We start from the raw sequence: 20,178 nt of genomic DNA on the forward strand, positions 1-20,178 counted from the left end.
TGAGGAGCTTCTGATGTCTTCGGTACCGAACCGGCTCACCCGCTCGACAGCCGCCCGCAAGGTCGTCCTGGGCGTGGCGGCCAGCGACAGCCACGCCGTGGCCAACCACCTGATCGCCTTCTTTCTGCGCGGCCTCGGCTTCGAGGTCGTCAACCTCGGCACGTGCACCTCCGTCGAGGAGTTCGCCGAGGCGTGCGTCCGCCACCCGGAGGCCGAGGCCGTCATCATCGGCAGCCTCAACGGCCACGTCCACGAGGACCTGCGCGGACTCGACCGGGCCAAGCAGTCCGGCCTGATCACCTGCCCCGTGATCGTCGGCGGCAACCTGTCGGTCGGCAGTCACAAGGACGGCTCCTCGCACGACCGCCTCTATGCTGCCGGCGTGGACCACATCCTGGGCGACCCGTCCGAACTCCCGGACCTGCTGGACACGTTGCATGCCGGCCGCGAGCGCGCCGTGGTGGCCCTCGGCCTGGTGGCGTCATGAGCCTGACGTCGCTCCCGGCACTCGGCACGGGGTCGCGCCCCGACCCGGCGGCGGGGGCGCTGCCGACGCCGGCCGAGTCCGCTGCGTACATCACCTCGCTCGGCAAGCCCACCGCTGCCGAGGTCCTCGACCGGTGCCGCACGCGGGGCAGGGTGGCGATCCAGCCGCGCTGCGGCGTCGGCGGGCACGAGGAGATGAAGGCCCTCCTCGCCACCCTGGAGGCCGAGGTCGCGCCCGACATCCTGACCCTCACCATCGACTCGCACACCCGGCTGCTGCGCTTCGAGGAGGCGCTGCGCACCCTCAATCTCCGCCCCGCCGACCTCAACGGCTACCCGATGGTGGCACACGGCTGGCGGCGCGGCCGCGAGCTCAACGAGCTGATCGCGGCGCCGCTGGAGATCCGGCACGGCTCCCCGGACGCCCGCGTCCTGTTCGACGTGGCCGTGGCCTCCGGCATCACCTCCTTCGAGGGCGGCGGGATCTCGTACAACCTGCCGTACTCGAAGGCCGTGCCGCTCGCGGCGTCCCTCGGCGCCTGGCAGGACGTGGACCGGCGATGCGGAGAACTCGCCGAGCACGGGGTGGTCATCGACCGTGAACTGTTCGGCACGCTCACCGCCGTACTCGTGCCCCCCTCCATCAGCCTCGCCGTCAGTGTCCTGGAGGCGGTGCTCGCCGCCCGCGCCGGTGTCCGCTGCATCTCCGTCGCGTATCCGCAAGGCGGCCATCTCGCCCAGGATGTCGCGGCCCTGCGGAGCATCCCCGTGCTGGCCGAGCGCTACCTCCCCGCCGGCAGCACCGTCCACGCGGTGCTCCACGAGTTCATGGGCGTCTTCCCCCGGCAGCGCGGCAACGCGGAGGACCTGATCTTCTACGGCGCGCTGGTCGCCCGGCTCGGCGGTGCCTCCAAGCTGATCACCAAGACCCACCAGGAGGCGTACGGGATCCCCGACACGACTGCGAACGTGGAGGGCCTGCGGCTCGCCGCCCGCGCCAACTCGCCGCTCCTCGACTTCATCACCGTCGACGAGGACCAGGTGAGCCGGGAGATGGAGTGGATCCTCGCCGAGGTCGCCGACCTCGTCGAGCCGCTCCTGAAGCAGCCGGATCTGATCGGGGCGATCGTCGAGGCGTTCGCGGAGGGACGCCTCGACATCCCCTTCAGCGCCAGCCGGTACGCCCGCTCCGACCTCATCCCGCGACGCGACCGCTCCGGCGCCATCCGCTACCTGTCGACGGGCGCGCTGCCGTTCTCGCCGGCCCATGTGCGCCGCAACACTGAGCTGCTGCACGCGATCGACGGCCCGGAATCCGGCCTGGAGGGGTTGATGCGGGGCCTCACCGACGACATCAACCACTTCCGCCGCGTGTTCCAGGAGCAGGAGCCGCCCGCCGCTCCGTCCCGTTCCGCCCCCGCGCCCGTCTCCGCCCCCCGCACCCCGCGAATCGAGGAACCGATCTGATGCGAGCCGTCCACGTCACCGATGCCGGTGCCCCCTCCGCCCTCGCCCTCACGCAGCTCCCCGAACCGGTCGCCCACCCCGGCCATGCCGTCGTCCGCAACGCCGCCATCGGCCTCAACTTCATCGACGTCTACTACCGCAACGGCACCTATCCGGCCCCGTACCCGCTCGTCCCCGGCCAGGAGGCCGCCGGCATCGTCACCGCCGTCGGCGAGGGCGTCGACGACGTCGCCCCGGGCGACCGCGTCGCCTACGCGACCCAGCTCGGCGCCTACGCCGAGTACACCGCTGTCCCCGTGGCCAAGCTGGTCCCCGTCCCCGAGACGGTGCCCCTCGACGACGCGGCCGCCGTCCTGCTCCAGGGCCTCGCCGCGCACTACCTCAGCCACACCACCCACCCGGTGGCGCCCGGCGAGACCGTCGTCGTCCTCGCCGGTGCCGGCGGCCTGGGCCAGCTCCTCGTGCAGCTGGCCGCGCACCGCGGCGCGAACGTCGTCGCCGTCGCGTCCAGCAAGGAGAAGCGGGAGACCGCCCTGGCGGCCGGCGCCCACCACGCCGTCCCTTACGAGGAGTTCGCGCAGGCCGTGCGCGAACTCACCGGCGGCGAGGGGGCGCACGTGGTCTACGACTCGGTCGGCGCTGCCACCTTCGAGACCAGCGTCAGGGCCCTGCGCCGGCGCGGCACCCTCGTCGTCTGCGGCCTGTCCAGCGGCCCCCTCCCGCCCATCGACGTGGAACTGCTGCGCACCTCCGGCTCGCTCCACCTGACCCGTCCCACACTCGCCGACCACGTGCCGGACGCGCCGTCCCTGCGGGCCGCGGCCGCCGACCTGTTCCGCTACGTCGCCCAGGGCGTCGTACGCCCGGACGTGCGGGCGCGGCTGCCGCTGGCCGAAGCGGCTCGGGCCCACGAGCTGATCGAAGGCCGCGGTACCACCGGCAAGGTGCTGCTCACGCCATGAACGTCGACACCGCAACGCGCGCGAGCGCTGTGACGAGCCCGAACGCGGGCGTGGGAACGGGTGCCGCCGCCCGCCGGGGCATCGGCGTGGTCCCGGCGCCGGCGCTGATGCTGATCGGCATGGTCAGCACCCAGCTGGGCGCGGCCTTCGCCAAGCACCTGTTCGGCACGGCCGGCCCGGCGACGGTGACCCTGATGCGGCTCGGCTTCTCGGGCCTGGTGCTCCTGCTGTGGTGGCGGCCCTCCGTGCGCCTCGACCGGCGTACGGCGGGCACCGTGGCCGCCCTCGGCGTGGCCATCGCGGGCATGAACATCTGCTTCTACCTCGCCATGGCCCGGATGCCGGTAGGGGTGGCGCTCACCGTGGGCATGGCGGGACCGCTCACGGTCGCCGGCCTGTCCTCGCGCCGGGCCGGCGACCGGCTGTGGATCGTGCTCGCGGCCTCCGGCATCGCGCTCCTCGGCTGGCAGGGCGGCGCGGCGGGTTTCACCGGCCTGCTGATCGCCCTCGCCTGCGCCGTCTTCTGGGGCTCGTACGTGCCGCTGTCGGCCAGGGTGGGGGCGGTACTGCCCGGCGGGGGGCTGGCGCTCGCCATGGCCTTCGGCACGCTGTGCTCCTTGCCGGCCGGGCTCGCGGAGGGGGCGCAGGCGCTCGCCCGTCCCGAGGTGCTCGCCTTCGGCTTCGGTGTCGCGATGCTGTCCTCGCTCGTCCCGTACACCTGCGAGATGGAGACCCTGCGCCGGGTGTCCACCCTGGTCTTCGGGGTGCTGCTCAGCCTGGAACCCGCCATCGGCGCCCTGGTCGCCCTGCTCGTCCTGCGCGAGACCCTGTCCCCGGTCCAGGTGACGGGCCTGATCGCGGTCGTGGCCGCCTCGATCGGCGTCATCCGCGGCTCCCGCGGCACCCCCGCCCCCGACCCGGCCCCCACCCCCTCTCCCACCCTCAGCGAAGGAACCCGGAAGTCATGATCTCCACTGGCAGGAACGCCGCCCTCGCAGGCCGTCCGGAGGGTCTGGAGCAGCTCAGGAGCCTCCTGGACACGGCCCTGGGCGCCCTCGGTGACGCCGCCCTCAAGCGGAACGGCCCGGTGGCACCCGGCGGCCCCGAGGCGGCCGTCGCCGCGGTGCGCGAGGTGCTGGGCGGCGGGCGCTTCCTCGCCGACGAGCCCAGCGCGCAGCGGGTGCGGGCGCTCTTCGAGGCGTACGCGATGTGGGCCGTCGATCTCACCCACCCCTCGGCTGTGGCCCGGATGCAGTGCGCGCCCACCGCCGCGTCCGCCGCCGCCGAACTGCTCGCCGCCGCGCTCAACCAGTCCCTGCACGCCTGGGAGAGCGGCCCGTTCGCGCTCGAACTGGAGCGGCGGCTCGTCCAGGAGATGGCCTCCTGGATCGGCTTCGACGCGCAGGCCGGCGGGACCCTGACGCCCGGCGGCTCCATCTCGAACCTGATGGGCCTGCTGTTCAGCCGGGACCGTGCGCTGAAGGACACCGGAGAGGTGTCGGCGACGGGGCTCGCGGGGCGCCCGGTCCGCCCCCGGATCCTGTGCTCCGAGGCCGCTCACTTCTCGGTCGCGCGGGCCGCCGGTTTCCTGGGGCTCGGCCGGTCCGCCGTGGTGAAGGTGCCGGTGGACGACCGGGGCCGGATGCTCGCCGCCGAAGCCCGCCGGATCGTCGAGGGCTTCGACGCCGACGAGGTCCCCGTCGCTGTCGTCGCCACGGCCGGCACCACCGACCACGGCTCGTTCGACCCGCTGCCCGAACTGGCGGATCTCGCCGCCGAGTACGGGATCTGGCTGCACGTCGACGCCGCGTACGGCATCGGCGCGCTGTTCTCGCCGAGGCTGGCCCCGCTCCTGACCGGCCTCGACCGGGCCGACTCGGTCGCCTTCGACCTGCACAAGTTCGGCTGGACCCCGGCCTCTTCGAGCGTGATCGTGGTCCGTGACCGCGAGCACATGGAGTGCCTCGACGAGCAGGCCGTCTACCTGAACCCGTCCGACGACGAGACCTTCGGCTTCACCTCCCTGCTCGGCACCTCGCTCCAGACCACCCGTCGCTCCGACGCCTTCAAGATGGCCGCCACGCTCCTCACGGTCGGCCGGGAGGGCATGGCCGACTGGGTGGACACCTGCCACGAGCTGGCGCGCTACGCCGCGAGCCGGATCGCGGCCACCGACGGCCTGGAGCTTGTGGCGGACCCGCTGCTCACCACGGTCATCTTCCGCTGTGCTGCCGAGGACGGGACCCCGGCGGCGGACGAGAACGCCTTCAACGCGGCGCTCCGCCGCAAGCTGATGGCGGACGGCCGCGCGCTGCTCGCCCGTACGAAGATCCCGGGACCGGACGGCACGCCGCGGGTCCATCTGAAGCTGGTCTTCCTCAATCCGACGACGACCGAGGCCGACATCGACGCCCTGCTCACGGACGTCACCGCCACGGCCCGGGAGCTCGCGCGGCAGGAGACGGCGGAGCGTTAGCGGCACCCGGACAGGGCCGCGCCGGAAGGCGGAGCCGGCACCGAACGCGGTGCCGGCCGGTCCTGTTCACCACCGCCCGAGGCCGCCCGTCGACCGCGGAACGTGCACGACACGGAAGCCCCGCGGGTCGTAGACCCGCGGGGCTTCCGGTCCAGGTGGGTCGCCGGCGAGACTCGCCGCCGGACGATCAGGCCGTACGGTCGCGGACGAGGGCGGCGAGCCGTGCGAGACCCTCCTCGATCCGTTCGGGGGTGAGCACACTGAAGGAGAGGCGGATCTGGTGCGTACCTCCGCCCTGGGGATAGAAGTAGCGCATCGGGGTCCACAACACGCCGAACCGGCTCGCCGAGTACTCGAGCATCGCGGCGTCGGCTTCGAAGGGCAGGGAGACCACCGCGAACATGCCACCGCCCGGAACGTTCCAGGTCGTCCGGGGACGCGAGCCGTCGTCCGGAGCGGGGAAGTGCCTGTCCAGGCCGGCCAGGACCGCGGCGAGGTTGCGGCGGTAGATCTCCGCCTCGCGCTCGGTGGCCCTGGTCATGCTGCAGTCGTTCGCCAGCAGCTTTCCGCCGATCACGGCCTGGGAGACGGTCGACGTGTTCAGCGTCAGCATGCTCTTGAGCTTGGCGAGCTGGTCGGCCAGCAGCGGGCCCTCGCCGGCACCGGTGCCCGTGACCGGTTGGTCGGCGACCAGATAGCCGACGCGAGCACCCGGGAAGGCCGTCTTGGCGAACGAGCCCACGTAGACGACGCGTTGAGCGGTGTCCAGCGACTTGAGTGAGGGCAGGCGCCGGCCGTCGGCGTTGAACAGGGAGTACGGGTTGTCCTCGATGATCAGGACGTCCTCCCGCTCCGCCACGTCGAGGAGCCGCCGGCGATCGGCGAGGCTCATGCTGAGCCCACTGGGATTGGCGAAGTCCGGCACCACGTAGCAGGCGCGCGGGTTGAGTCCCCGCCGCCGGGCCCGGCCTATCTGTGTCACCAGGTCCTCGACGTCGATGCCCCCGGTGCCCTCCGCGACGGGCAGGACCGGCATGTCCATCAGGCGCGCCGCCCCGAGGAAACCCACGTAGGTCGGTGCCGGAGCCAGGATGACGTCCTCGCTGCCCGTGCGCAGGGCGCGCAGCAGCAGGATCATCGCCTCCTGGCAGCCGGTGGTCACCACGACGGACTCGGGGACGACGCTCACCCCCTCGTCGGCGGCCAGGTGCCGCACCAGGAGGTCCGTCAACAGCCCCTTGGTGTGTCCGTACTGGAAGAGCGCTGTCCGTACCTGGTCGGGGTCGAGGCCGCGCTCCACCTCGAGATACTTGCGGAACCGCTCCAGGTGGTCGTGGATCTGCAGCGGATCGTAGAACTCCTCGTAGGGCCGCCCGGCCGCGAAGGAGACGGCTTCCGGGAATCGCCCCGTGATCTCGTTGAGGAGCGTCATGGAACTCAGCACCGGGTCGGACAAGGAGCCGTGCAGATCCTCCAGTCGCAACGTGGCACCGCCGGCACTGCCTGTGCTCATGAGTGGATCCTCCGGGGAGTTGTCTCGAGGGAATAGGAGGCGGCCAGCCGCCGTATGTCCCGCTCGACTTCCGCCGTGGTCGCTCCGGAGAACGCGAATCTGCCGGCGGTGGGGAAGACCGTGATGTCGTCGTTGAGCGTCTGGCCGATGTTGGGGGTGTCGGACAGCACCACGGAGTCCGGGCACGTGTCGAGGCCCCGGATGCGCCTGACCACGCAGGGCTCGCTCTCCGGCAGTGCCGAGTAGAGCCAGCCGGAGGCGCCGACGCCCTCGTGGTCCAGGATGCCGGTGACGGCCCCGACCTCGGACGGCAGGCCCATGCAGGCGAGGACGGACTCGCGGACCAGATCGACGCCGTAGACCGCGCGGATGGAGTCGCTGATGTAGGCGCCGCCGAAGCGGTTGCCGACCTCGAGGAAGACCAGTTCGTCGTCGGGGGTGAGAAACAGCTCCAGGTGGAAGGTGCTGGTGTGCAGCCCCAGTGATTTCAGCACGCGTGCGGTGAAATCGGTGATCTGTGCCAACGTCGAGGCGTCGTCGAAGGTGACGGCCGAGAGATGCTGCTCGCCGTTCTGGAAGGTCAGGCAATCGCCGATGTATCGGGAGGCGCTGATGAAACGGATCTCACCGTCGCGTACCACTCCGTCGACATGGCAGACGTCGCCTTCGACGAACTCCTCGACCTCGTGATCGTCGGGGATCCCATGGGCCCGGGCGTGCGCGAGGAACTCCGCCCCGTCGCGGAAGACCAGGATGCCGAAGCTGCCGGCCTGCCGTTGCGGCTTGAGGACGATCCGGCCCGGCACGGCCTCGGCGATCTTCTCGAGGTCGGCGTACGGAGTGCTCGCGTCCACCGCCCAGAACGCGGGGACGCGTATGCCGCCGCTCCGCATGGCCTCCTTCATCCGGACCTTGTCACGGCAGAGCAGCGCGGTGTCGGTGTCGACTCCCTGCACACCGAAGTGGTCGCGCAGGCGCGCCGCGGGCAGAGTGACCTGTTCGTACATGGCGACGACGGCGGTCGGCGGGCCGAGTTCCGCGGCGAACTCCTCGACCAGGCGGATCATCTGGTCAAGGGCCCGGTCGTAGTCTTCGAAGTCCAGCGTGTGCGGCACGTCGAGAACGCCGATGCGGGCGAACCGCTGCCGCGCCGCGTGTGACATGCGCTCGGCGACATGCCGGTGCACCAGCAGGGACACCTGGTGTTCACCGAACTCGATCGAGTCGATGTGCTGCTCGGCGAAACCGATATGGACTACATGGCTGCGCGTGGGGTCCACGGCACTTGCCTCCTTCGGGGGTCCACGTGTCACGAGGGGGAGGGGACGAGGTCGGCGCGGCCGCGGTCGAGGGCGGTACGGACCGTCCTCACCACCCGCTCCGCGGTGAGGTCGTAGTGGTTGACGAGGTGTTCCTGGTTGCCGACCGTGTCGACGAACTGATCCGGCATGCCGAGTCGCAGCACTCTCCTGGGCACCGTCTCCGCCAGTGCTTCGGCCACTGCGCCACCGAGACCGCCGCCGCGCCAGTGCTCCTCCAGCGTCACTACGAGCGAGGCCGGCCGGGCGGCCGCCACCAGCGTCTGCGTGTCGAACGGCCGCAGGGTGTGCATGTTCAGCACGGTCGCCCCGATCCCCTGCGCAGCCAGGACTTCCGCCGCGGCTAGGCAGGCGAGCACGGGGTACGGACCACAGCTCGCGAGCACCACGTCGCCGCCCTGCCGCAGCGTCTGCGCCTTCCCTATGACGGGCGGCGGGGCCGCGGGCAGGTCCGGCGTCGGTTTGCGGCCGAGTCGGACGTAGAGGGGTCCGGGCAGGTCGAGGCTCTGCTCGACGAACGCCTCCGTGGCGGCGGCGTCGGCGGGCACCACCACGGTCATCCCGGGCAGCACACGCATCACGGCCAGATCCTCCAGGGCCTGGTGCGTCGGACCGAGATGGCCCGCGGCGAGACCGCCGTGGGTGGCCATGACGCGGACCGGCAACCGGTTGTAGGCGATGTCGATCTTGATGGCCTCCAGTGCCCGGGACGTGGCGAAGGCGGCCATCGTGTTGACGAACGGGACCCGCCCGCACGCCGCCATCCCGGCGGCGATGCCCATCAGGTTGTGCTCGGCGATACCGAGGTTGAGGTACTGCTCGCCGGCCGCCTCGGCGTACGCGGCGTTGAACAGACCGGTGTCGGAGTCCAGGCACATCAGCTCGGGATACCGCTTGAGCAGCGGCAGCAGACTGTCCCGGTACGCCTCCCGGGTCGCGCGGCTCATCCGGTCGTGTCCGTGTCTCGCAGGGCGCGGACCGCCCGCGCGTGGTTGCGCGCCGACAGCGTCACGTAGTGACTGGCAGGGCGGCCGGCGAGGAACGGCAGTCCGTGGCCCTTGACCGTGCGGGCGATCAGCACGCTCGGCTTGCCCGGCTCCCACGGCGCGGCGCTCAGGTGCTCCGCCAGCCGCTCCGGGTCGTGGCCGTCCACGTCGCGGACCGCCCAGCCGAAACTGCGCCAGCGGTCGGCCAGCGGTTCCATCGGCGCGATGCCGTCGGTGGAACCGGTCAGCTGGAGTCCGTTGCGGTCCACCACCGCGACCAGCCGGTCGAGGCGCAGCGACGCGGCCCCGACGGCCGCCTCCCAGACCGAGCCCTCCTGGAGCTCGCCGTCGCCGAGCAGGACGAAGGTGCGCGCGTCCCGTCCGGCGTACCGGGCGGCCAGCGCGAAGCCGCAGCCCAGCGCGAGTCCGTGGCCGAGCGATCCGGTCGGCAACTCCACACCGGGCACCGCGCGCACCGGATGGCCCATCAGCCGGCTGCCGGGGCGGCCGTATCCGGCGAGTTCCTCCACCGGGAAGAAACCCCGTTCGGCCAGCGTCGCGTAGAGGCCGACGGCGGCGTGGCCCTTGCTGAGCAGGAAGCGGTCGCGATCCGGGTCGTCCGGCCGCAGCGGATCCACGTCCAGCACCGAGAAGTACAGCGCGGCGAGCACGTCGGCGCAGGAGAACGCACCGCCGAGATGGCCGCCTTCGGGCCCCGCGCACATGTCGACGACATGGGAGCGGATACGTGCGGCGACCGTGCCCAGGGTGTCCCGTTCCAGGACCGGCGTGACGGTCATGAGGCCGCCTTCGCGAGCGTGGCCACCATGTCCCTGTTCGCCCACACCTTCTCGAAGGCGTCCGCGTACATGCCGAGCAGTTCGCCCGCCGCCGGGTGGAGGTGACGCTTCTGGATGGTGAGGGAGTCGGCGATGACCGCCCGGGTCACCGGGTAGCCGGCACCCGCGACCGTTCCACGGGCACCGGTCACGGACCACGGGTAGCCCGAGCCGAAGCCGACGCGGTCCACGAACACGTTCTGGTCGGGCAGCGGCATGAGCTGGTACTGCGACATCGGTACGCCCTCGGCGCGCAGCAGTCGCCGCATCGCCGAGCGCAGCGCCTCCGGCCGCACCCCGTCCAGGCCGAACGCGGCCGGGTCGAACCGGAAGCGCAGGATGTGCCAGGCGTGGGTGGTGTCCGGCAGCGCGGTGGGCACCCGCAGGCCGGGCAGCTGCGCGAGCCGCGCGAGGAACTCGGTGACGTTGTGCTGCCGCGCGCGCTCGTAGCCGTCGTACCGGGCGAGCTGTGCGTTGGTGAACGCGGCCTGGAGGGCGTTCATCTTGTAGTTCCAGCCCAGGCCGTAGGACACGTAGTCGCGCTCCCGGCCGGCCTGGATCACCTCGCCGAACTGTCGGCCGCGGCGCATCGCCTCGGCCAGGTCGGCGTCGCCGGTCACCAGCAGGCCGCCCTCGCCGCAGGTCGGTATGTTCTTGCTGACCTGGAGGCTGAAGGTCCCCGCGTCACCGATCCCGCCGACCGGCCGCCCGCGGTGGGTGGCCCCGGGCGCCTGTGCGGCGTCCTCGATCACCGCGAGGTCGTACCTGCGCGCGATCGCCGTGATCCGGTCCATGTCGGCGGGCGCGCCGTGCAGGTGCACGGGGATGATCGCCTTGGTCCGGGGTGTGATCCGGCGCTCCACGTCGTCCGGGTCGATGTTGAAAGTGACCGGATCGATGTCGGCGAAGACCGGAACGGCCATCTGGTGCACGGGGGCGAGGCCGGTCGCGATGAAGCTGAGCGCCGGCACGATCACCTCGTCACCCGGTCCGACGCCGAGCGCCGCGAGTGCCAGGGCCAGGGCCGCGGTGCCGTTGGACACCGCGACGCAGTGGGCGAAACCGAAACGGCGGGCCCAGTTCTCCTCCAGGTCGGACACCGGGTTCACGCCGTCGGTGTCGGACACCAGCCGTGCGCCGTCGAGCGCGTCGAGGACGGCCTTGCGGTCCTCTTCCTCGACCAACGGCCACTGCACACGGCGCCGGTCTCTCGGCACGGCCGCCGTGCCGCCGAACGCTGCCAGCTTGCTCATCACTCTCCACTCCACAGGGCCACGGTGGTCGATATGTGTGTGGTCACAGCCGCACCGCCGCCCCTCCGACGGCGGCGACCGCACGCTCGTACGCGCCGCGCAGCGTCCTGGCGTGGTGCGCGATGTCGGAGGCGGCCGCGCTCGGGTCCGCCAGTCCGTGTGCACCGGTGAACCGCAGTCCGGTCCACGCGTGCGCGACGGCTTCGACCGCGCGTCCCGCTCCGGCGAGCGCCGGATCGTCCCATGCGCGGCCGCAGCGGCGCAGCAGCTCACCGTGGAGCGACGCCTGCGCCTGCATGGCCCAGCCGAACGGGTACAGCTCGCGCAGCGCGCCGGCGTCCCCGGCCCTGCACCGCTCCAGCAGTTCCGCGGCGAACGCGTCGTATCCGGCGAGACCGGTACGGGCGGAGCCGGCCGTGGTGAAGCCGTCGGTGTCGGTGCGCAGGTAGCCGCCGAGCAGTTCGGGCGTCAACGGCGCCGGCGGAGTGCCGAGGCGGACGTCGAGGCAGCGCCGGCCGATCCGTGAGTCGCTGAAGAACGCGTCCTGGACGTCGGTCGGGTTGGCCGAGCCCCAGCTCAGCAGGAACTTCTCGATCGGGACGGCACCTCGGAACGCGGGCGGCATGGCGTCCGAGACGTGGACCACCCCACGGGTCTCGTCGAGGCCGTAGACCACCACCAGGTGCGCGGCGTGCACGTCTGCGTACGCGGGCCGGAACGGCAGGTGGAAGTTGTCCACGGCCGCGATGACCAGGCGGTCGTCGGCCAGCGCCGCACGCATCTCTCGCCAGACGTCGTTCTCGTCGGAGGGCTGCCACCAGCGCGCGTGCAGGTCGTGGTGGGGTGCCAGCGCGGCACCGAGATCGGTGTCACCGGATTCACCGGTGGGGCACGGGTAGTAGAACTCCTCGGACCTGATGTCACCCGGCAGGTGCAGGAACCGCCACCCCGCGCCGAGCACGGCCAGCGGGTCGGCGCCCTCCCGTATCAGGACCGAACCGAACGTCGACTGGAGGCAGCTGACGAGGTCGCGGTACCACCACTCGGGTTCCGGACCGGTGATCATGTAGGTCCGTGTCGTCACGTCGACGGTCATGTCAGGTCTCCGTCCGCTGGAGGGTGACCGCGAAGACGTGCACCGCGACGTTGCGGGGCAGCAGGATGCCGGTGAGGCCGGCCCGCCGGGTGACCGGCACCCGCTGCGCCCACATCACCGCCGGAACACCACGTTGCACGTGGTGCGGGTAGTGCATGACGAGGCTCTCGAACGCCTTGACCTCGCCGAACCACGCGGGTGCCGCCCAGAAGTCGGAGACCCGCAGCGGTTCCGTGTCGACCGAGCCGTCGGCGAAGCTCAGCTCGACGGTGTCCTCGCAGCGCCGTTCGGACGCCGCCAGGACATGGATCCAGTCGTAGCGGCCCTCGGGCACACGGATGAACTGTCCGGCGCAGCGGACGTTGTCCGGCCCGTCGCAGACCGGAGGAAACTCGAAGGGCACACCGTCCACGTGGACGAGGCTCCCGCCGGCGGGCAGGTATTCGGCCGCGAACGAGTTTCTCCATACATTGAACGCGCCCGCTCCGGTCTCCGTCGCCGCGGAGATGGCCGTGTTGTTGCGATGGCCGGAAATGTCGACCGGTTCGTACATTCTTGTTCTGAGACTCACTGAAACACCGCCTTACATTCCAAACCCAGTCCGGTCGTCCAGACCCTTCGTCCGCACGGTAACTACCCTGAACAGCCGAATCCCCGCCAGGCGCATCCGCCGCCTAATCATGTCGACTGTTCCGGTACGAGCGGTCATGGCCGGAGCGCGACGGCGCGCAGCTTCTCGTAGTACGGCTGGTGGTAATCGCGGTAGGCGCTCAGCACCGGGTCCGCCGCGACCGTCTCGGCTCCGGCGCTCCCGCTCCGGGTGAAGCCGGTGGTCTCACTGGTCGAGCGGTGCCACTTGCTGGTCGATCGCCATTCCGATCGCATGCCCGGCTCCCAGCTCAGGGCGTCCGGAAGGAAGGGGATGCCCACCGCCGCGCAGTACGCCCGCACGGTCTCGGCCGGCCGGCCCAGCAGATCGTCGGAGTCGATCACCACCGGCGTGGTGCCGGTGGCGGCCTGTACCGCGGTGAAGATCTCGTGCAGCCGGGCGAAGCCGATCTCGTCGCGGCCGAGGTCCGGGTTGAGCGCATGGTGCGATGCGATGGCCTCGGCCGGGTCGCGGATGATGAAGGTGTGCGTCGCCGCCGAGAGGAAATCCTCGTCGGCGAGGAGCGCCGGGTAGTGGAAGTCCGTGGTGTCCTTGAAGAACACCGGCTTCTCGGCCGCGACGGCACGCAGCGCCGCGAGCACCTCCCGCTCGTCGCGCGCGATCCGGTCGCCGACCTCCACCTCGCCGAAGTCGACCACGCGCGAGAGCGGTTCATGTACGACGACCCGGTCGTTCCGCTCCGTCATCATCCGTGCGAACGCGGTGGAGCGGCAGCGTGGCGCGCTCCACAGGGCGAGCACCGGGATCCGCTTCGATTCGTGCCCCATATTTGCCCCTCTTCTCTGCCGTCAGTCAACTCTTGCGGCAAGTATTCGAACCCACTCAAGAATGGCACGGCGACCTCCGGAGCCAGGTAATCAGAATTCGCAGCAGCAGCGGGGAGAGCCAACGCAATGAGCACCCGCGCATAAACTTCCCGCGGACGCACCCGGTGCGGCTCCGCGCATAATTTCCTTTCTACGAGGAGGGCCGGTCATGCCGTCCGGCCAACCAGTGATTCCAAAACGGAGGTCACGTGACAGCGACACCGGGGCGCCCAGGTGACCGCAGGATCGCGGTGCTCGCCAGCAGGGTCGGCGCGGACGAGAAGAGGTTGTTCGACGCGTTCGACCGGAGGGGCGTCCCCTTCGACCATGTCGACACGCGCCGGCAGTGGTTCCTGGGCGGTCGGCGCGACCAGCCCTGGAGTCTCGCGCTGAACCGGGAGATCGGTCAGGTCCGCGCGGTGTACGCGGCCCGTTGCCTCACCGCCGCGGGGGTCGACGTGGTCAACAGCGCGGACGCGACCGAGGTGTGCGGCGACAAATGGCGCACCACCCTGGCCCTGGAGGCGGCCGGGGTACCGACTCCGCGCACCGCGCTCGCCCTCACCCCGCAGGCCGCGCTGGCCGCCCTGGACTCCATCGGCTATCCGGCAGTGATCAAACCGCTGGTCGGCTCATGGGGCCGGCTGGTGGTCCGGCTGCCCGACAGGGCCGGTGCGGAAGGGGTGCTGGAGTACGCCGCCGCGCTGCCCGGCCCGCAGTCGCACCTCGGGTATGTGCAGGAGCTGATCCGGAAGCCCGACCGGGACATCAGGGTGATCGTGGTCGGTGGTCAAGTGCTGGGCGCCGTCTACCGGACCGGCGAGTCCCTGCGGACCAATGTGGCACTCGGCGGGCGGACCCTGCCGTGCGAGGTGACACCGGAGATCGACAAGCTCTCCCTCAACGCGGCCGCCGCCGTCGGCGCCGACATCGCCGGGGTCGATCTGATCGAGGACCGCGACGGCCGGCTGCTGGTCCTGGAGGTCAATCACCGGGTCGAGTTCTCCGGTTTCCAATCCGCGCTCGCCGACCGGGTCGACGTCGCGGACCACATCATCGACCACCTACTGGAACGAGCGCAACGATGAACTGGGCGTTCACTTCTTCCGGCACCGTCACCGAGACGTACGCCGCCGGACTGCTGCGCGAGATGCTGGAGATCCCCTCCTCTTCCTACCAGGAACGCGAGCTGGCCGACTACCTGGCCGAAGCGATGACGGGCCTGGGCTTCGGAACGCACATCGACGGCGTGGGCAATGTGATCGGCGTGATCGAGCGCGGTGACGGCCCGACCGTGATGCTCCTCGGGCACCTGGACACCGTCTCGGGCCAGTTCCCGGTCCGCTCCGAGGACGGCCGACTCTACGGCCGCGGCGCGGTGGACGCTAAGGGACCGCTCGCGGCAATGATCTGTGCCGCGGCCGGCGCGGTGGACTTCCCCGGCCGGATCGTGGTGGTCGGCGTGGTCGAGGAGGAGACCCCGCGCTCGCGTGGCGCGATGGCGATCCGCGCCACCCACGCCCGGCCCGACGCGCTGATCATCGGCGAGCCCAGTGGCTGGTCGAGCGTGGTGCTCGGCTACAAGGGCAAGCTGGACCTGCGCTACACCGTCAAGTGTCCCGCCACCCATCCGAGCAACCCGGTGCCGAAGGCGTCCGAAGTGGCCGTCGCCTGCTGGGACGCGCTGGTCGATCTGCTCGGACCGGACGCGAGCCACGGCGTGTTCGACCAGCCGGGTGCGACCCTGTGCCGGATCAACGGCGATCTGACCGCGGCGTCGGCGGACCTCAGCATCCGCATCCCCCCGGGATTCGACGTCGACAAGCTGGTGAGCGGGCTGCGTGAGCGACTGCCGGCCGGCCACCTCGACGTGGTGAACTCGGTGGCGGCCTGCCGGGTGGGCCGGGCCGACCCGGTGGTGCGCGCGCTGGTGTCCGGCATCCGGCACCTGCACGCCCGGCCACGCCTCGTGGTGAAGACGGCCACCTCGGACATGAATACCCTCGCCGAGGTCTGGGACATCCCGATGGCGACCTACGGCCCGGGCGACAGCAGCCTCGATCACGCCGACGACGAGCACATCGTGCTCTCGGAATACGTGCGCGGCATCGACGTACTGACCACCGCCATCTCGGAGTTGGCTCGCGTGCCCGTGCGCTCGGACGATCGGGTGGCCGACGCGCCGCTGCCCGTGAGGAGTCTCAGGTGACCGACATGACCCAGCGCCTCGCCGCGCTGCCCGCAGAGCGCCGCGCGCGCTTCCTCACCCGGCTGAGGGAGCATGCGCAAGCGGTGGCGAGGCGAGGCCCCACGTCGCGGGGCACCACAGGTCCGGCGCCGCTGTCGCCCGCCCAGCAGACCCTGCGGTTCCTCGACCACTGCGTGCCGGACGGCCCGGCCTCCGGCACGCCGCTGTGCCTGCGTCTGCGGGGCGGACTGGACACGGGCGCGCTGCGCTCGGCGCTGGCCGCGGTCGTGTCCCGGCACGAGGCGCTGCGCACCACGATCACGGCGCGTGAGGGCGCCACGATGCAGGTCGTCGCCACCGAGGTCCCGGTCGAACTGCCGGTGGTCGAGGTGGCGGGGGACGACCACGCGCAGCGGCTGGCCGCCGCGCGGGCACTGGTCGAGCGACGGGTCGACGAGCCGTTCGACGTGAGCCGGACGCCGATGTGGCGCGCGATGCTGATCAGGGTGGCGCCGGACGACCACCTTTTCCTGTTCCACGTACCCACCCTCGTCTGCGACGCCTGGTCGCGTGGCGTGCTGATGCGCGACCTCGCCGAGTTCTACCGGTCGTCGCGCGACGGCGACGCACCACGGTTGCCCGCCCTCCCCGTGCAGTACCCGGACTACGCGGTGTGGCAGCGCGACCGGCTCGGCAGCGCGGAACTGGACGAACTCGCCGCGTACTGGCGGGACAGGCTGGCCGGGGCCGAGGTACTGGAGTTCCCGACCGACCGGCCACGGGGCGAGACCCGGACCTTCACCGCCGGCACGGTCCGCCGCACCGTCGGGCACGAGGCCCTGGAGCGGGCAGGGGAACTGGCCCGGCAGGAGGGAGCGAGCCCCTTTGACGTCCTCCTCGCCGCCTTCTTCACGCTGCTGCACCGCTACTCCGGCCTGGACGACCTGGTGATCGGTTCCCCCGACGCGAACCGTCGGCACGACGCCGTGTCCCCGGTGATCGGGCTCTTCACCGACATGCGGGTGCTGCGCGCGGACGTCTCCGGCGACCCGACCTTCCGCGAGTTGGTCCAGCGGGTCAGGCACGTCTCGTCCGAGGCGTCCGAGCGGGGCGGTCTGCCGTTCGACAAGCTGGTCGATGCGGTGGATCCTGTGGTCGACCCGTCGCGCTCACCGGTCTTCCAGATCGTGTTCGGTGTGGAGCCCGCGGACACCACGACCGGCCTGCCCGGTGTCGCCACCTCGCACGAGGACGTCCGGACCGGCACCACCCGGTTCGACATGAGCTGGCACCTGGTGGAGCAGGCGGCCCCCGGAGCCGACACCCCCCTTGCCGTCGAGTTCAACACCGACCTGTTCGACGCCGAGAGCATCGCGCGGTTCGCCCGGCACTACGACGGACTGCTGCACACCCTGACCGCCGCCCCGGATGCCCCCCTGTCCTCCGCCGAGGTGCTGAGCCCGGCGGACAAGGAGTTCCTGGCCGACGTCGGCCGGGGCCCGGTGCGGCCCCTGCGCGAATCGACCGTCGTGGCGGAGTTCGAGGCGCGCGTCCAGGAGTCCCCGGACGGCGTGGCGGTCGTCGTCGCCGGCGTCGAGACCAGCTACGCCGAACTCAACGCCCGGGCGAACCGGCTCGCCGCCCTGCTGCGCGAGCGCGGCGTCGGGGCGGGCGCTCGGGTCGGTCTGTGCCTGCGCAGGAACGTGGACGTGCCGACCGCGATCCTCGCGGTGCTGAAGACCGGCGCGGCGTATGTGCCGCTCGACCCGGCGCACCCCTGCGGACGGGTCGCGGAGATCGCCGCCGACGCGGGCGTGCGGATGGTGATCGCACACGCCGAGACAGGCAGGACCCTGAGCGAGGTCGACGCGCCCGTCCTGACCCTGGACGACGTCCGCGAGGAACTGACGGCGCGGCCCGACCACAATCCCCCGCTCGCGGCCCGGCCCGGCGACGTCGCGTACGTCATCTACACCTCCGGCAGCACCGGCAAGCCGAAGGGTGTGCTGCTCGAACACCGAGGTGTCGTCAACTTCATCGACTCCACCCGGGAGCTGTTCGACCTGACGCCGGCCGACCGGGTGCTCGGGTTCGCCTCGGTGACCTTCGACGTCTCCGTGTTCGAGACGTTCTCGGCGCTGCTGACCGGAGCCCGTCTGTGCCTGGCGACCGACGACGAACGGCTGTCCGTCGAGCGGCTCCAGTCGCTGATGGAGCGGGTCGGCATCACCGTCATCGACCTGCCTCCCACCGTGATGCCGCTGCTGACGCCCGAGAGGTTCACCGACCTGCGGATCGCGTTCGTCGGCGGCGAGGCGTTCAGCGGTGAGCTGGTGAACCGGTGGAACCCGGGCAGGCGGCTGTTCAACGGCTACGGGCCGACCGAGTGCACGGTCACGATGATCGTGGAGGAGTGCCCGGGCAGCTGGGACACCTCACCGCCGATCGGCCTGCCCATGGCCAACCACGTGGCACACGTGCTTGATCGCGACCTGCGCCCGGTGCCGGTCGGTGTACCGGGCGAACTCGTCATCGGCGGCGCCGGGTTGGCGCGCGGCTACCTCAACCGGGAGGAGCTGACCGCCCAGAAGTTCATCGCCGACCCGTTCGGCACCGCACCCGGCGGGCGGCTGTACCGGACCGGAGATCTGGTGAAGCGCCTGGCAGACGGACGGCTCGTCTTCCTCGGGCGGATCGACCAGCAGGTCAAGATCCGCGGACTGCGGATCGAACTGGGCGAAGTGGAGTCGGCGTTGACCGGCTTCGACGGAATGGGGCCGGTCAGCGTACGGGCGTGGACCGACGGCAACGGGGACAAGCACCTGGTCGGCCATCTGACCGGGGTGACCGAGGAGCAGGTGCCGGCGGTGCGCGAGCATCTGGGCACGCTCCTGCCGTCGTACATGATCCCGTCGTTCTTCGTGGTCCTGGACGAGCTGCCGCTCACCAGCAGCGGCAAGGTCGACCGGCGCAGACTGCCCGCACCGCACCTGAGCCGTACGGGCGAGGAAGTCAGCGACGAGACGCTCACCGCGACGGAGCGCCGGCTGCTGCGCGAGGTGGTCGCTCCCCTGCTGCACGACGACCGGATCGGCGTGCACGACGACTTCTTCCTGGCCGGCGGCAACAGCCTCCAGGCCGTGCAGCTGATGTCCGCGATCAACCGCAGGTTCGGGGTGGAGCTCGCGCTCGGCGACTTCTTCGCATCGCCCACCGTCGCCCACCTCGCCGCCACCGTCGACACCGTCCGCGCCGCACGGCGCGACGACGACGGCGATCCGCTCCGTGCGCTGGAGAGCCTGTCCGGACGGCAGGCCGCGCCGGGCGCCGACCGGGCCCCGGTGGTGATGCGTGCATCGGGTCCGGCTCAGGCGATCCTGCTGCACCCGTCGGGCGGTGAACTGTTCTGCTACATACCCCTGGCCAGGGCACTGCGCGAGGACATCGGGGTGACCGGTTTCGCCGCCGATCCACGCGACGCCGTCGTCGCTCCCCAGGACGGACTGGCGGCGACCGCCGCCAGGATCGCGCACTCCCTGCTGGAAGCCGGCCTGCCCCCGTCGTGCTGCCTGGCCGGCTGGTCCTACGGCGGTGTGCTCGCCTTCGAGGTCGCCCGGCAGATCGAGGGGAAGACCGGGGAACGACCGCCGTTGGTCCTCCTGGACGCCGCCTACGACGAGGACTCCGTCCCCCTCGACGAGGCGACGGTACGGCAGCGGTTCGTGCACGACGTCGCCAGGCTGACGGGACGCGACGGCCCTCAGGTACGCGCGGTCCTCGACGATCCGGCCGCCGGCGTGGCCGACGTCAGGGAGACGCTGACCCGCATCGGTGTCGAACTGGAACTCAGCGACCAGGAGTTTTCCTCCCGCTTCGAGACCTTTCGGTCCTCCGCCCTGTCCATGCAGGCGTACCGCCCGCCGGGCACGTACGGCGGACCGGTCACCGTGCTCACCGCCTCACCCCACATCGCCATGGAGGAGCAGTGGCGGACGGTGTGCACGGGCCCGTTCCGGACCGAGAGCGTACCCGGCGACCACTACACCCTGTTCACGGAACCGGCGTTGAGCCGGGTCGTCGCGGCGATCGAAGAGACGCTTGCCTCTTGAGGAGACGT

Annotated in this window: 16 protein-coding genes; 8 read left to right on the forward strand and 8 right to left on the reverse strand. The window is 71.3% G+C overall.

All coding sequences use genetic code 11. The features are described from left to right. Window positions 1-13 precede the first annotated feature (13 nt). From AB0F03_RS18345 to AB0F03_RS18365, 5 genes are read left to right on the forward strand one after another with little or no spacing between them, the layout of a single operon-like run. Window positions 14-487 (forward strand): cobalamin-dependent protein, encoded by a 474-nt coding sequence (locus tag AB0F03_RS18345; protein WP_361992600.1) that lies wholly within the window; start codon window positions 14-16, stop codon window positions 485-487. Further along, window positions 484-1,953 carry a methylaspartate mutase gene (locus tag AB0F03_RS18350; protein WP_361992603.1) on the forward strand — a complete coding sequence of 490 codons (1,470 nt, stop codon included), beginning with the start codon at window positions 484-486 and terminating at the stop codon, window positions 1,951-1,953. The genes AB0F03_RS18345 and AB0F03_RS18350 overlap by 4 nt, the downstream gene beginning before the upstream one ends. Further along, window positions 1,953-2,915, forward strand: a complete 963-nt coding sequence (locus tag AB0F03_RS18355; RefSeq protein ID WP_361992606.1) for a quinone oxidoreductase — start codon at window positions 1,953-1,955, stop codon at window positions 2,913-2,915. The genes AB0F03_RS18350 and AB0F03_RS18355 overlap by 1 nt, the downstream gene beginning before the upstream one ends. Next, window positions 2,912-3,883 carry an EamA family transporter gene (locus AB0F03_RS18360; RefSeq protein WP_361992609.1) on the forward strand — a complete coding sequence of 324 codons (972 nt, stop codon included), beginning with the start codon at window positions 2,912-2,914 and terminating at the stop codon, window positions 3,881-3,883. Before AB0F03_RS18355 ends, AB0F03_RS18360 begins: the two co-directional genes overlap by 4 nt. Then, window positions 3,880-5,391, forward strand: a complete 1,512-nt coding sequence (locus AB0F03_RS18365; RefSeq protein WP_361992612.1) for a pyridoxal-dependent decarboxylase — start codon at window positions 3,880-3,882, stop codon at window positions 5,389-5,391. The genes AB0F03_RS18360 and AB0F03_RS18365 overlap by 4 nt, the downstream gene beginning before the upstream one ends. Window positions 5,392-5,578: 187 nt before the next feature. Here AB0F03_RS18365 and AB0F03_RS18370 read toward each other — a convergent pair whose 3' ends face one another. The 8 genes from AB0F03_RS18370 to AB0F03_RS18405 form a co-directional block, all read right to left on the reverse strand. Next, window positions 5,579-6,904, reverse strand: coding sequence for a PLP-dependent aminotransferase family protein (locus AB0F03_RS18370; protein ID WP_361992615.1), 1,326 nt, complete (start codon window positions 6,902-6,904; stop codon window positions 5,579-5,581). After that, window positions 6,901-8,184, reverse strand: coding sequence for an ATP-grasp domain-containing protein (locus tag AB0F03_RS18375; protein ID WP_361992618.1), 1,284 nt, complete (start codon window positions 8,182-8,184; stop codon window positions 6,901-6,903). Before AB0F03_RS18375 ends, AB0F03_RS18370 begins: the two co-directional genes overlap by 4 nt. A 29-nt stretch (window positions 8,185-8,213) precedes the next feature. After that, the gene (locus AB0F03_RS18380; RefSeq protein WP_361992621.1) at window positions 8,214-9,170 is read right to left on the reverse strand and encodes a transketolase C-terminal domain-containing protein; all 957 of its coding nucleotides are present in this window, start codon (window positions 9,168-9,170) and stop codon (window positions 8,214-8,216) included. Then, window positions 9,167-10,009: a transketolase gene (locus AB0F03_RS18385; protein ID WP_361992623.1), complete on the reverse strand. Its 843-nt coding sequence runs from the start codon at window positions 10,007-10,009 to the stop codon at window positions 9,167-9,169. Before AB0F03_RS18385 ends, AB0F03_RS18380 begins: the two co-directional genes overlap by 4 nt. After that, window positions 10,006-11,301: a DegT/DnrJ/EryC1/StrS family aminotransferase gene (locus AB0F03_RS18390; protein ID WP_361992625.1), complete on the reverse strand. Its 1,296-nt coding sequence runs from the start codon at window positions 11,299-11,301 to the stop codon at window positions 10,006-10,008. The genes AB0F03_RS18385 and AB0F03_RS18390 overlap by 4 nt, the downstream gene beginning before the upstream one ends. Window positions 11,302-11,344: 43 nt before the next feature. Next, the gene (locus tag AB0F03_RS18395) at window positions 11,345-12,397 is read right to left on the reverse strand and encodes a BtrH N-terminal domain-containing protein (protein ID WP_361992628.1); all 1,053 of its coding nucleotides are present in this window, start codon (window positions 12,395-12,397) and stop codon (window positions 11,345-11,347) included. A 1-nt stretch (window position 12,398) separates the two neighbouring features. Beyond that, window positions 12,399-12,950: a hypothetical protein gene (locus AB0F03_RS18400; protein WP_361992630.1), complete on the reverse strand. Its 552-nt coding sequence runs from the start codon at window positions 12,948-12,950 to the stop codon at window positions 12,399-12,401. 152 nt (window positions 12,951-13,102) lie between these two features. Next, on the reverse strand, window positions 13,103-13,834 hold the full coding sequence (locus AB0F03_RS18405; RefSeq protein ID WP_361992633.1) for a sulfotransferase family protein: 732 nt from the start codon (window positions 13,832-13,834) through the stop codon (window positions 13,103-13,105). A 248-nt stretch (window positions 13,835-14,082) separates the two neighbouring features. On the opposite strand from AB0F03_RS18405, the gene lysX reads away from it, so the two are divergent. The 3 genes from lysX to AB0F03_RS18420 are packed head-to-tail and all read left to right on the forward strand — an operon-like array spanning window position 14,083 to window position 20,170. Beyond that, entirely contained in the window at window positions 14,083-14,961 is an 879-nt protein-coding gene (lysX, locus tag AB0F03_RS18410) for a lysine biosynthesis protein LysX (protein WP_361992635.1), read from the forward strand. Further along, window positions 14,958-16,082, forward strand: coding sequence for a M20/M25/M40 family metallo-hydrolase (locus AB0F03_RS18415; RefSeq protein ID WP_361992638.1), 1,125 nt, complete (start codon window positions 14,958-14,960; stop codon window positions 16,080-16,082). The genes lysX and AB0F03_RS18415 overlap by 4 nt, the downstream gene beginning before the upstream one ends. A gap of 5 nt (window positions 16,083-16,087) precedes the next feature. After that, window positions 16,088-20,170, forward strand: a complete 4,083-nt coding sequence (locus AB0F03_RS18420; RefSeq protein ID WP_361992821.1) for an amino acid adenylation domain-containing protein — start codon at window positions 16,088-16,090, stop codon at window positions 20,168-20,170. The last annotated feature ends 8 nt before the right edge of the window (window positions 20,171-20,178 follow it).

Origin of the sequence: Streptomyces sp. NPDC028722 (genome assembly GCF_040637655.1) — a bacterium.
In the GTDB taxonomy this organism is placed as follows: Bacteria; Actinomycetota; Actinomycetes; order Streptomycetales; family Streptomycetaceae; genus Streptomyces.

Coding starts and splice junctions, on each gene's coding strand:
- AB0F03_RS18345 (WP_361992600.1), top strand. CDS start 14: ATGTCTTCGGTACCGAACCGGCTCACCCGCTCGACAGCCGCCCGCAAG.
- AB0F03_RS18350 (WP_361992603.1), top strand. CDS start 484: ATGAGCCTGACGTCGCTCCCGGCACTCGGCACGGGGTCGCGCCCCGAC.
- AB0F03_RS18355 (WP_361992606.1), top strand. CDS start 1,953: ATGCGAGCCGTCCACGTCACCGATGCCGGTGCCCCCTCCGCCCTCGCC.
- AB0F03_RS18360 (WP_361992609.1), top strand. CDS start 2,912: ATGAACGTCGACACCGCAACGCGCGCGAGCGCTGTGACGAGCCCGAAC.
- AB0F03_RS18365 (WP_361992612.1), top strand. CDS start 3,880: ATGATCTCCACTGGCAGGAACGCCGCCCTCGCAGGCCGTCCGGAGGGT.
- AB0F03_RS18370 (WP_361992615.1), bottom strand. CDS start 6,904: ATGAGCACAGGCAGTGCCGGCGGTGCCACGTTGCGACTGGAGGATCTG.
- AB0F03_RS18380 (WP_361992621.1), bottom strand. CDS start 9,170: ATGAGCCGCGCGACCCGGGAGGCGTACCGGGACAGTCTGCTGCCGCTG.
- AB0F03_RS18385 (WP_361992623.1), bottom strand. CDS start 10,009: ATGACCGTCACGCCGGTCCTGGAACGGGACACCCTGGGCACGGTCGCC.
- AB0F03_RS18390 (WP_361992625.1), bottom strand. CDS start 11,301: ATGAGCAAGCTGGCAGCGTTCGGCGGCACGGCGGCCGTGCCGAGAGAC.
- AB0F03_RS18395 (WP_361992628.1), bottom strand. CDS start 12,397: ATGACCGTCGACGTGACGACACGGACCTACATGATCACCGGTCCGGAA.
- AB0F03_RS18400 (WP_361992630.1), bottom strand. CDS start 12,950: ATGTACGAACCGGTCGACATTTCCGGCCATCGCAACAACACGGCCATC.
- AB0F03_RS18405 (WP_361992633.1), bottom strand. CDS start 13,834: ATGGGGCACGAATCGAAGCGGATCCCGGTGCTCGCCCTGTGGAGCGCG.
- AB0F03_RS18415 (WP_361992638.1), top strand. CDS start 14,958: ATGAACTGGGCGTTCACTTCTTCCGGCACCGTCACCGAGACGTACGCC.
- AB0F03_RS18420 (WP_361992821.1), top strand. CDS start 16,088: ATGACCCAGCGCCTCGCCGCGCTGCCCGCAGAGCGCCGCGCGCGCTTC.